The organism is Flavobacterium enshiense DK69, assembly GCF_000498495.1.
Classification (GTDB): Bacteria; Bacteroidota; Bacteroidia; order Flavobacteriales; family Flavobacteriaceae; genus Flavobacterium; species Flavobacterium enshiense.
Genome location: NZ_AVCS01000009.1, coordinates 509165 through 523253, shown reverse-complemented (window position 1 = coordinate 523253; position 14089 = coordinate 509165). Strand labels below are relative to the sequence as shown.

At 42.9% G+C, this 14089-nt stretch carries 4 protein-coding genes and 1 pseudogene; all 5 read left to right on the top strand.

Going from position 1 to position 14089, the window contains the following annotated elements:
- Nucleotides 1-7: 7 nt before the first annotated feature.
- Nucleotides 8-610, top strand: a pseudogene (locus FEDK69T_RS16195) (PKD-like domain-containing protein); the annotation flags it as partial.
- A 117-nt stretch (nucleotides 611-727) separates the two neighbouring features.
- Nucleotides 728-6340, top strand: a complete 5613-nt coding sequence (locus FEDK69T_RS15450; protein ID WP_211234592.1) for a PKD-like domain-containing protein — start codon at nucleotides 728-730, stop codon at nucleotides 6338-6340.
- 410 nt (nucleotides 6341-6750) lie between these two features.
- A complete protein-coding gene (locus tag FEDK69T_RS15445; RefSeq protein WP_023573679.1) occupies nucleotides 6751-12312 on the top strand; it encodes a T9SS type A sorting domain-containing protein in 5562 nt (1853 codons plus the stop codon).
- A gap of 101 nt (nucleotides 12313-12413) precedes the next feature.
- The gene (locus FEDK69T_RS08170) at nucleotides 12414-13112 is read left to right on the top strand and encodes a carboxylesterase family protein (RefSeq protein WP_023573678.1); all 699 of its coding nucleotides are present in this window, start codon (nucleotides 12414-12416) and stop codon (nucleotides 13110-13112) included.
- 16 nt (nucleotides 13113-13128) lie between these two features.
- Nucleotides 13129-14076 carry a tRNA dihydrouridine synthase gene (locus FEDK69T_RS08165; protein ID WP_023573677.1) on the top strand — a complete coding sequence of 316 codons (948 nt, stop codon included), beginning with the start codon at nucleotides 13129-13131 and terminating at the stop codon, nucleotides 14074-14076.
- The last annotated feature ends 13 nt before the right edge of the window (nucleotides 14077-14089 follow it).

The window sequence follows — 14089 nt, the reverse complement described above, 5'->3', positions numbered from 1 at the left end:
CGGAACACTGACCAATACAACTAGTGCTCCCGTTACAGTTACTTTTACCATAACCCCTACTGCCAACGGATGCAACGGAACCCAAATAACAACAACAGTATTGGTAAACCCTACTCCAAATGCAGTGGCGACCAATAACAACCAAACCATTTGTTCCGGGACAGCAATAACTGCAATGGCCCTATCAGGAAACGTAGCTTCCACTACATTCAACTGGACCAGAGACAATGACGGATCTGTAACAGGAATTGCAGCAAGCGGATCCAGTGACATCAGCGGAACACTGACCAATACAACCAATGCTCCCGTTTTGGTTACTTTTACCATAACCCCTACTGCCAACGGATGCAACGGAACCCAAATAACAACAACAGTATTGGTAAACCCTACTCCAAATGCGGTGGCTGCAAACGCATCCCAAACCATTTGTTCCGGGACAGCAATAACTGTAATGGCCCTATCAGGAAACGTAGCTTCCACTACATTCAACTGGACCAGAGACAATGACGGATCTGTAACAGGAATTGCAGCAAGCGGATCCGGTGACATCAGCGGAACACTGACCAATACAACCAATGCTCCCGTTTTGGTTACTTTTACCATAACCCCTACTGCCAACGGATGCAACGGAACCCAAATAACAACAACAGTATTGGTAAACCCTACTCCAAATGCGGTGGCTGCAAACGCGTCCCAAACCATTTGTTCGGGAACGTCAATAACTGCAATGGCCTTATCAGGAAACGTAGCTTCCACTACATTTAATTGGACTAGAGACAATGACGGATCTGTAACAGGAATTGCAGCAAACGGAACGGGTGACATCAGCGGAACACTGACCAATGCAACTAGTGCTCCCGTTACAGTTACTTTTACCATCACTCCTACAGCCAACGGATGCAGCGGAACTCCAATAACAACAACAGTTAGGCTGAATCCTATCCCTAATGCTATCGCAACCAATAGCAACCAAACCATCTGCTCAACCAATAGTATTGCTCCTATAGTGCTTTCAAGTGCCGTAGCCGGAGCAACATACTCTTGGACACGCGATAATAATGTAGCGGCAACAGGAATCGCACCAAGTGGATCCGGTGACATCAGCGGCACACTGACCAACACAACCTCAGCACCCGTTACCGTTACTTTCACTATCACTCCAACTGCTAATAGTTGTACAGGAGCTTCAATAACAGCGACCGTTTTGGTACAACCAGCAACAAAAGGCGGGGCGGTAACAATTTCACAACCAAACATAACACCTGTTGTAAGAACAAAAACAGAATGTCATACGGCTACAGGAACCTTATACCTAAGCGGTCATATAGGGAATGTTGTTCGTTGGGAAAGCTCCACTGATGCAGGTAATACATGGACACCTATTGCAAACACAGCAACTACCGCTGCATACAATTACAACGGTTTGACACAAACAAGTATGTTTAGGGCAGTAATCAAAAACGAACCAAATTGTTTACTAGCATACTCTACTTTTAGTATGATTAATGTTATTCCAAACTTAAAACCATCACCTGTAATCGCTACACCTTCAACAATTTGTGAAGGAGATTCTTCGGTCTTATCTTCATCGAGCTCCTATGCCACAAGCAGTCAATTGGCGACTGGAGGTTCTTTCAGCAATTCAAATCCAACGGGATGGGAAGTTGAAAACTGCAACAATTGTTTAAGTTCTGGAGGAAGTAATGACGACGAGGGACCATTTCAACTAAGCTCGACAAATGGAAAAAGGTATTCCGGAGTCGATTATACGTCAAACGGAAAATTTGCCATAGCTCATGGGGAAGGAATAACTTCCTATATGTCTACTCCGGTTTTCAACACTTTTGGTTTAACAAACGCTACCCTCACCTTTAAACATGCCTATAATTTTTTAGCCGGTGCCAAAGGAGAAATACAACTTTCAGTAAATGGGGGAAGCACTTACACCACTATACAAACTTACACGGGAACCCTTACTCCGACCGACCCTTTTACGGCTGCTGCCAATTCTGTGACGATCGACTTAAATGCTTATTTAGGCCAAGGGAATCTGAAAATTCGTTTTTATTACTATGGTATAGATACTGTTCCGGGAAATCCAACTGGCAGTTCTTGGGCTATAGATGACATTGCTATTCCCGACGCTCCTACTAACTTAAGCACACAATGGGTAGATGCCGCGACCGGACAAGTAGTCAGCACCAGCATGACAATGACTGTTTCGCCAACACAAACCACAACCTACGCGATTACCTCTTATTTAAATGGCTGCAATAGTTTTGGAACCGACGGAACAGAATATATTACAGTAGTTGTAAAACCAACACCAAATGCGGTGGCAACTCCTAGTTCGCAAACCATATGTTCAGGAACTGCAATTACAACAATGGTTTTGTCAAGCAATGTGGCTTCAACTACTTTTAACTGGACCAGAGACAATACAACAGCCGTAACCGGCATCTCGAACAGTGGAACCGGAAACATTATCGGTACGCTGACTAATACAACCAATACCCCAAAAACGGTGACTTTCACTATTACTCCTAAAGCCAATGGTTGCACCGGAACTCCAATAACAACGACAGTCCTAGTAAATCCAAAACCAAATGCGGTGGCTACAATTAGCAACCAAACCATTTGTTCCGGAACAGCAATAACTGCAGTGGCCTTGTCAGGGAACGTAGCTTCCTCCACTTTTAACTGGACCAGAGACAATGCCGTAGCCGTAACCGGAATCGCAGCAAGCGGATCCGGAAACATTAGCGGAACGCTGACCAATACAACCAGTGCTCCGGTAACAGTGACCTTCACCATTACCCCTACGGCGAATGGCTGTAGCGGAACCCAAATAACAACAAAGGTTCGGGTAAATCCAATACCAAATGTGGTGGCAATTCCTAGTTCGCAAACCATTTGTTCAGGAACTCCAATAACAACAATGGCCTTATCCGGAAGCGTAGCGTCAACCACTTTTAACTGGACCAGAGACAATACCATAGCCGTAAGCGGAATCGCAGCAAGCGGATCCGGAAACATTAGCGGAACGCTGACCAATACAACCAATGCTCCGGTAGCGGTGACTTTCACTATCACTCCGACTGCTAACAGTTGTACAGGAGCTTCAATAACAACAACAGTTCTGGTAAACCCCACTCCAAATGCGGTGGCGACAAATTCAGCCCAAACCATTTGCTCGGGAACTTCGATAACTGCAATGGCTTTATCCGGCAGTGTAGCTTCAACCGCTTTTAACTGGACCAGAGACAATGCTGCAGCCGTAACAGGAATCGCAGCAAGCGGAACGGGTGACATCAGCGGAACGCTGACCAATACAACCAATGCGCCCGTTACGGTGGCTTTTACAATAACTCCTAAGGCGAACAATTGTAACGGAACACCAATAACAACAACAGTTCTGGTAAATCCAACACCTAATGTGGCGGCGACAAATAGCAACCAAACTATTTGTTCCGGAACGGAAATAACTGCAATGGCCTTGTCAGGCAGCGTGGCTTCCACTACATTTAACTGGACCAGAGACAATACAGTAGCCGTAACCGGAATTGCAGCAAGCGGTACGGGTGACATCAGCGGAACGCTGACCAATACAACCAATGCGCCCGTAACGGTGACCTTCACCATTACCCCTACTGCGAATGGTTGCAACGGAATTCCAATAACAACTACAGTTATAGTTAATGAAATACCTACTGCTGTTTTAGGCCTAAATCAAACAGGTCAAACTGCTTGTTATGGAGATTCCGCAAATCTTTCTGTAAACTTTACCGGAACAGGACCATGGAACATAACCTATAGCAATGGTTCAGCTACAACAACTGTAAATAACATAACTGCAAATCCATATACAATTACAGTTCCAAACATTACTGCAACGAGTACTTACACAATTACAGCTCTTAGCAACTCGACATGTATTGCCAAGCCGTCCGACATCACCGGCTCTGCAACAGTTACCGTTAATGAAAGACCGACTGCCGTTTTAGGCACAGATCAAACTATTTGTTATGGAGATTCAGCAAATCTTACAGTAAACTTTACTGGAACAGGGCCATGGAACATAGCCTATAGCAACAGTTCAGCTACAGCATCAGTAAATAACATAACCGAAAATCCATATACAATTACAATTCCAAACAATACTACGACGAGTACCTACACAATTACAGCACTTAGCGACTCGAAATGTACTGCACAGGCATCAGATATGACTGGATCAGCAACGGTGACCGTTCTAAACGGAACTCCAGGACTATGGACCGGATTAGTCAGTACCGATTGGTTTGACTGTAAAAACTGGGCCGGCGGATTGCCAAGTGCCACCATCGACGCGGTAATTCCGACAGGAGCCATCAGAATGCCGGTAATTGATCGACAAAGTCAATATGCCTCAGCTTATAGCTTTATTGCCTCCGCCAGAGATGTAATCATTAACACCAATGCATCAATCACAATGAATGCAAATTCTGATCTGGAGGTGAAAAGAGACTGGAAAAACAGTGGAAGTTTCATCCCCGGAAGCGGAACCGTAACATTCAACGGGGATACCGCAAATCAGGTGCAATTAATTAATTCCGGTATCAAACTAAACGAGTCTTTCTACAATTTAACATTGAACTGCACAAACGGGGCAAAAGGAATAAATATTGCCGATGCATTTGCATTAACTGTTTCCAACGATCTTGTTTTAACCAGCGGAGATTTACGATTAACTGGCGAAGCGCAATTGGTTCAAAACGGAACATCGGCCAATCCAATCGGCGGAACAGGTGTCCTTTTACGTGATCAACAAGGAACAAAAAGCAGTTACCACTACAATTACTGGTCATCGCCGGTTAGCAACAACAATCTAAACTATACAATTGGAAGTGTATTAAAAGACGGGACCAATGCTGCTTCCAACCCATTCAACAAGGATCTGATAACATTTGGCGCTGGAGCTTACTTTGCCGACGGCCCTCTTACAAGTCCGATTAAAATAAGTACTCGATGGCTATACAAATATACCCAGATCAGTACAAGTTACTGGTCCTGGCAGGCTATTGGCAGTACAGGAAGCGTTAAGGTTGGTGAGGGATTTACTATGAAAGGGGTGACAGGATCAGGACCAAATATTAATACCCAAAATTATACTTTTGTCGGAAAACCAAACAACGGAAATATCAACCTCAACATTGCACCAAATCAGCTGTATCTGGTTGGGAATCCTTATCCGTCTGCTTTGGATGCCAATGAATTCATATTGGACAACATACTGGACAACGGTAGAGCCACTACCAATGTATTTAATGGCGCCTTATATTTCTGGGATCATTTTGGTTCAACAACTCATTATTTAGCAGAATATGTTGGAGGATATGCAGTCTATAATTTAACGGGGGGTGTTGCTGCCGTTTCAACCGATCCTCTCATTAATAACAATATGGCAACGGGGTCAAAAATCCCAAAACAATTCATTCCTGTTGCCCAAGGATTCTTCGTTAGAACCGACCTAAGTGGTGTGGGCGGAGTTACAGGTCAAATTACCGGAGGAACCATCAGTTTTAAAAACAGCCAACGCGCATTTAAAACCGAATCCGAATCGGCCGCTAACTCCATTTTCATCAGAAACGGAAACCAGACTGTGGATTCCGATATTGATAACCGACAAAGAATCAGACTGAGTTTTGAAGCTCCTTCCGGATTACGACGCCAGCTTTTGGTGGGTGCAGACGCACAGGCCTCTAACCTTTTCGACCTGGGTTATGACGCACCGATGATAGATGTAAACAACGATGACATGTATTGGAATTTCAGTGACGGAAAATTTGTGATCCAGGCTGTAAATAATTTCGACATTGATCAAATAATCCCTGTTGGAATTAAAATTTCTACTGTCGGTACGACCAAAATCAAGATTGATGAATTGGAGAACATTCCGGCTTCAACAGAAATCTATCTGTTTGACAGCGTAACTGGATTGTATCACGATATTAAAAATGAGGATTTTGTGGCCGAATTCCCTATAGGAGAATACCCGGACCGATTCGCATTACGCTTTACCGCCGAAACTCTGAGTACTGATGAAATGAACGTAAACAACGGGATTATGGTTTTTGCCGATGCAAACCACATTCTGAATATCAAGAATAATTTTAAGGATGCCCGAGTAGAAGCTGTCCAGTTGTATAACATCCTTGGTCAGTCAATTACAAAATGGAACGTAGCCGATGAAGATCAGCGAAACATCAAAATTCCGGTAGAGCACATCCGCACCGGAACATACATAGTGAAGCTGAAAACTTCCAATGGTTCACTCAGCAAAAAAGTGATTATCCGATAAAAGCAAAAGCCTCGAAAAATCGAGGCTTTTTCAACTAAATACTTCAAATTCTACAAAAAAAGTAGCATCCCAACAGGAAATCCTAAATCTAAAATATCACATTTCAAAGAATAAGAACAGTTCATCTAATGTTAAAGCAATTCATCGAAAACCCTTACACATCATTATGAACTTATCTCCTAAATATTTAGTTTTAAATATCTTAATTCAAAAACAAATTCGATCTAAGGTAAAACCACTCTCAGAACCCATTAAACTTTATTTAACGATCCTTCTTAAAAGGAATGGTTTCCATATGAATTAACACCCATAATTCATAGCATGAGTCTTTGCCTAACCTACTCTATCAAAAGTTTTTTTGAATTAATCAAATAATGAAAACCTTATTTGTTTAATTAAAAGAATCCGGTATGATAAAAAATTACTTTTATCTGTTTTTATTGCTCTTTATTTCAATCTTTTGTTTCGGACAAGGCTGTACAGCCACAATAAGTTATGTAGGAACTCCTTTTTGTACTTCAGAAGGTGTCCAAACCGTAACTTTGAGCGGAACAGGAACTTATACAGGCGGAACCTTTACTGCTCCCGCCGGACTAAGCATTAATGCTTCAACGGGAGCTATCACGCCTGGCAGTAGCATTGAAGGTATGTATATCGTAACCTATGCCATTCCGGCCAGTGGTGGCTGTGCTGCGGTATCTGCAACAACAAATGTTACCATAGCATCATCAGCAACCGCATCAATCAGTTATGCCTCAAGTGCGTTTTGCGAAAAGAGCGGAAATTATGACATAAACTTAATCGGTACACTAGACTATGCAAACGGCACGTTCTCGGCTTCTCCTGCCGGATTAATAATTGATCCGGATACCGGCCGTATTAATACAGGTGGAAGCACCAATCCCGGAACCTATACCGTAACTTATACCATTCCTGCTCGTGGCGTTTGCCCCCCTATAGCTGCAACCACAAGTGTAACCATTACTGCAAAACCAACCGCTACTATCAGCTATCCAGGAACTCCGTTTTGTACATCTGTTACAACAGAACAAAACGTAATCTTAACTGGGACAGCAGCCTATACCGGAGGAACATTCTCTGCGCCGCAAGGATTATCAATTAATTCAGTGACTGGAGCCATTGCCCCCAGTAGCAGTACCGCAGGAACATATACCGTTACCTATGCCATACCTGCCAGCGGTGGTTGTGCCGGAAAAAATGTAACCACAGATGTTACCATTACCGCTCTACCGACAGCTGCAATAAGTTATGCAGGAACTCCGTTTTGTACATCTGTTACAACAGGACAAAATGTTTCTTTAAGCGGAACCGCTGCATATACAGGTGGAACCTTTGCTGCTGCACCGTCGGGGTTGACTATTAGTCCAACTTCAGGAGTAATTACACCAAGTACCAGTGCAGCAGGGACATATTCCATTACTTATACCACACCGGCAAGTGCAGGTTGTGCAGCCGTATCTGTAACCACAAGTGTTACCATCACCAAATCACCAACAGCTACGATAAATTATGCGGGAACACCCTTCTGTACCTCCATAACAGGTACACAAAGCGCAACCCTAAACGGAACAGATGCATACACTGGAGGAAGTTTTTCCTCATCTCCTGCTGGTTTATCTATCGATGCTGCAACCGGTGACATTACACCAAGCGCCAGCACCGCAGGAACCTATACCGTCACCTATACCATACCAGCCAATGGTGGTTGTGCAGCCATACCCGTAACCACAAATGTTACCATCACTGCTTTACCGACAGCTGTAATAAGTTATGCGGGAATTCCACTATGTACAGCTGTTACAACAGGGCAAAATGTTACTTTAAGCGGAACTGGAGCATATACCGGAGGAACTTATTCTGCTACACGCGCTGGGTTAACGATTAATCCATCCACGGGAGCAATTACACCAAGTACCAGTACCCCAGGAACATACAACATTACTTATGTAGTACCGGCGAGTGGCGGTTGTGCAGCCGTATCTGTGACCACAGGTGTTACCATTACCACTGCACCAACAGCAACAATAAGTTATGCAGGAACTCCGTTCTGTAAATCCATAGCAGGTACCCAAAGCACAACCCTAAATGGAACAGGAGCCTATACCGGAGGCACATACTCTGCGCCGGCGGGATTATCCATTAATGCATCGACAGGGGACATTACACCGAGCAGCAGTATCGCAGGAACCTATACCGTTACTTATACCATACCGGCAAGTAATGATTGTATTGCCATACTCGTAACCACGAGTATTACCATCACCGACATACCAATCGCAACCATAAGCTATCCGGGAACTCCATTTTGTAAATCTCTTGGATCTAAAAATGTGACATTAATTGGAACCGGGGCATATAATGGTGGAACCTATTCTGTTACACCAGCAGGATTAACCATTGATGCGTTAGCGGGAACAATTACACCAAGTACCAGTACCGTAGGAACCTATACCGTTACTTATACCATACCAACAAGTGGCGGTTGTGCAGCCGTACCCGTAACTACGACCGTAATTATTGTCCCCGATCCTGTTGGAGGATCCGTATCTTTATCAAATTCAAGTATAATTAGTTCAGTAACGGAATGCTTTACTGCTTCAGGAACACTTTATTTGTCCGGACATGTTGGAAATATAATAAAATGGCAGTCTTCAGTAACCACAGGAACTTCATGGGTTGATATTGCAAACACGGACAACACCCTTACTTATTCCGGTATTACTCAAAGTACAATTTTCAGAGCAGTAATACAAAACGGAGGCTGTTCTTCCGTTATTTCTAACAGTTGTGTAATTTCCGTCTTACCAAATATTAAACCGTCTCCTGTAACCGCTTCCGCCTCCACAATATGCGCCGGCGAAAGTTCTGAGCTATCCTCAACGAGTGGATATGCCACAAGCATGGGGCTTGCGACCGGAGGAACTTTCGATAGTCCGATTCCATCGGGATGGTATGTTGATGGTTGTGCAGATTGTTTAATTTCCGGAGGAAGCAATGACGTCCCGGGACCATGGCAACTAAGCTCGTCAAATGGAAACACCTATTCCGGAGTCGATTATACTTCAATCGGAAAATTTGCCATAGCGCATGGAGAAGGAATAACCTCCTATATGTATACTCCGATTTTCAACACTTTCGGTTTAACAAACGCTACTCTCACCTTTAAACATGCTTATAATTTTTTAGCCGGTGCCAGAGGAGAAATACAAATTTCAGTCGATGGCGGAAGCACATACACCACTATACAAACCTATACCGGAACCCTTTCTCCAACTAACCCCTTTACTGCTCCGGCTAATGATACGGCTGTAGACTTAAATGCTTATTTAGGGCAAGGAAATCTGAAAATTCGTTTTTATTACCATGGCTTAAATACCGCCAGCTCCTGGGCTATAGACAACATTGCTATTCCTGACGTTCCTACTAACTTAAATACGCAATGGAAAAATGCTGCGACAGGTGTTGTAATTGGCAGTGGCAACACTGTGACCGTTACCCCATCAGTAACTACGACTTATGCCGTGACTTCATCATTGAATGGCTGTAACAGTTTTGGAACAGAGGGAATCGCTTATGTTACGGTTACGGTAAATCCGAGACCGACAGCAGTAATCAACCAGAATCAGACCGTGTGTAATGGGGGAACGGCTACGTTCAGCATTGCATTAACCGGAAGCGGTCCCTGGGAATTAAAATATTTTAACGGAACAACCTCAACAACAGTAAACGATATTTTAATAAGTCCTTATGTTTTTACTGTTGCAGATATGACCAATACTGAAACATATACTATTACATATCTGAAAGACTCAATATGTACTGCCATTGCAACTGATATCGCAGGTTCTGCAACGGTTACTGTTTTAAGTGGAACCGCGGGACTATGGACCGGCTTAGTCAGTACCGATTGGTTTGACACTCTAAACTGGACTTGCGGATTACCAAGTGCCACTATAGATGCACAAATTCCGACTGGAGCAGCAATAATGCCTGTCATCGACCCGCTAAGTCCTTTTGCTGCTACAAACGGTCCTATTGCAGTTGCCAGAGATGTAATAATCGCTACAAACGCTTCGATTACGATGGCCGCCAATTCCGATTTACATGTTAAAAGAGATTGGAGAAATAGCGGAAGTTTCATCCCTGGAAGCGGAACCGTAACATTCAACGGGGATACTGCAAATCAGGTGCAATTAATTAATTCCGGTATCAAACTAAACGAGTCTTTCTACAATTTAACTTTGAACTGTACTAACGGGGCGAAGGGAATAAATGTTGCCGATGCATTTGCATTAACTGTTGTCAACAACCTTGTTTTAACCAGCGGAGATTTACGATTAACAGGCGAAGCAGAATTGGTTCAAAACGGAACATCGGCCAATCCAATCGGCGGAACAGGTGTCCTTTTACGTGATCAACAAGGAACAAAAAGCAGTTACCACTATAATTACTGGTCATCACCGGTTAGCAACAATAACCTAAGCTATACCATTGGGAGTGTATTAAAAGACGGAACCAATGCTGCTGCCAACCCATTCAACAAGGATCTAATAACATTTGGCGCTGGAGCTAACTTTGCTGACGGCCCTCTTTCAAGTCCGATCAAAATAAGTACTCGATGGCTATACAAATATACCCAGATCAGTACAAGTTACTGGTCTTGGCAGGCAATAGGCAGTACTGGAAGCGTTAAGATTGGTGAAGGATTCACGATGAAAGGCGTGACAGGCTCAGGACCAAATATTAATTCCCAAAATTATACTTTTGTCGGAAAACCTAACAACGGAAATATCAACCTCAACATTGCACCAAATCAGCTTTATCTGGTTGGGAATCCTTATCCATCAGCTTTGGATGCCGATGAATTTATAAAAGACAATATTTTAGACGGAGGACGAGCCACTTCTAATGTATTTAACGGAGCCTTATACTTCTGGGATCATTTTGGTGCAACAACTCATTATTTAGCAGAATATGTTGGAGGGTATGCAGTCTATAATTTAACTGGAGGTGTTGCAGCCGCTTCAACCGATCCTCTGATTAATAACAATATGGCAATGGGGTCAAAAATTCCGAAACAATACATTCCTGTTGCCCAAGGATTTTTCGTAAGAACCGATCTAGGTGGTGTGGAAGGAGTTACAGGCCTAATTACCGGAGGAACCATCAGTTTTAAAAACAGCCAGCGCGTTTTTAAAACCGAATCCGAATCGCCTTCAAACTCAATTTTCATCAGAAACGAAAACCAGACTGTGGATTCCGATATTGATAACCGACAAAGAATCAGGTTGAGTTTTGAAGCTCCTTCCGGATTACGACGCCAGCTTTTGGTGGGTGCAGACCCCCATGCCACTAACCTTTTCGACCTGGGTTATGACGCACCGATGATAGACGTAAATGCGGACGATATGTATTGGAATTTCAATGAAGGAAAATTTGTGATCCAGGCTCTTAATAATTTCAACATTGATCAAATAATCCCTGTTGGTATTAAAGTTTCTACTGCCGGTACGACCAAAATCAAGATTGATGAATTGGAGAACATTCCGGCTTCAACAGAAATCTATCTGTTTGACAACGTAACCGGATTGTATCACGATATTAAAAATGAGGATTTTGTGGCCGAATTACCTATAGGTGAATACCCGGACCGATTCGAATTACGCTTTACCGCCGAAACTTTGAGCACTGATGAAATGAATGTGAACAACGGGATTATGGTTTTTGCCGATGCGAACCACATTCTGAATATCAAGAATAATTTTAAGGATGCCCGAGTAGAAGTTGTCCAGTTGTATAACATCCTTGGTCAGTCAATTACAAAATGGAACGTAGCCGATGAAGATCAGCGAAACATCAAAATTCCGGTAGAGCACATCCGCACCGGAACATACATAGTGAAGCTGAAAACTTCCAATGGTTCACTCAGCAAAAAAGTAATTATACCATAACAACAAAAGCCTCGGTCCCCGGGGCTTTTTTATTTAACATCCGTTTCAAAAAGCATTTGAAACAAAAAAGGTACCTTTGCAGCCCCAAAAAGATTATTTCCATGAAATTACGTTTTCTATTCGTTCTAACATTTTTTACATTACAGACAGCTATTGCACAGTTGAAAACAATAGTCGAAAAAACCGATTATCCGTTTTGGATTCAGGTTCCCGAAGCCGAAAAAACCGAAAAACAACCGGTCCTGATTTTCCTTCACGGAAAAAGTCTTTCCGGAACAAATATCAACCGGGTAAAGCGTTACGGAGTTTTACGCGCCATAGAAAAAGGACGAAACATTCCGGCTATCGTGGTGGCACCTCAACTACCTTCCGGTTCCTGGAATCCTGATAAGGTTCTGCAGCTTTTAGAATTTGTTCAGAAAAACTATAACACCGATTTATCCCGCGTTTATGTATGCGGAATGAGTTTAGGCTCTTACGGAACCTTACACTTTGCGGGGAAACATGCCGATAAAATTACTGCAGCCGTAGCCATTTGCGGAGGTGGAAATGTAAACGATGCCTGCAAACTGGCAACCCTTCCGCTATGGATTCAGCATGGTGATAAGGATTATATCGTTCGAATGTCAGAATCGAAAAAAATAGTAGATGCTATAAAAAAATGCAAACCCGATGCCGATGTTACCTTCACTGTAATTCCCGGCGGGAATCACGGAAATGTGGAACGTTTGTTTCACCAAGATGCTTTGTATGATTGGTTGTTAAGGCAAAAGAAAGCAAAAACCGAAAGCGAATTTTAAATCTCCCTTCAAACGAATGAATACCACTTTACTATCTTCTCCCCTACAGGGATTTACCGATTTCCGATTCAGAAATGCTTTCCACAAATATTTCGGAGGTATTGACACATTTTATTCACCTTACATAAAACTGAACGGAAAACTGGTTGTAAAAGGTTCTTATGAACGTGATATTCTTCCGGAAAACAACAGTACACTACAGGTTATTCCGCAAATTATTACCAACGATGCCGAAGAGTTTTTGTTTGTGGCAAAGTACGTCAAACAAATGGGCTACAACGAACTCAACTGGAATCTGGGCTGTCCCTATCCTATGGTTGCCAAATCCGGAATGGGTTCCGGTTTGATCTGTAATACCGAACGAATCCGTGAAATTTTAGATCGTGCTCATTCGGAAACGGATATTATTGTTTCGATGAAAATGCGCATGGGCTATGAAAACCCTTCCGAAATTTTAGATGTTTTTCCGATCTTGGAACAATTTCCGATAAAAAATATCGCCATCCACGCGCGAATCGGAAAACAATTGTACAAAGGCGGAGTCGATTTGGATTCGTTTCAAAGATGCCTGGATGTTTCCAAACATAAGTTGTATTATAATGGCGATATCACTTCGGTGGAAGCATTCAGAAGCCTTCAGGAACGCTTTCCATCTATTGACCATTTCATGATTGGCCGAGGGTTGATTGCCGACCCATTTTTACCGAGCATGATTAAAAACAATACGACTGAATACCCGGAAAACCGATTTGAAATTTTTGAGGAATTCCACGAAACGATTTACCGTGAGTATGATGCTTATTTGCAGGGTCCAACCCCAATCAAAATGAAAATGCTGGGCTTTTGGGAGTACTTTTCAGAATCGTTTTCCAACCCGCAAAAAACCTTAAAAAAGATTAAGAAAGCCGGGAATAGTAAGCATTACGAAGAAGCTGTTAAAGAAATTTTTAAATCGGAGAAATAGGTATCAGAGAATT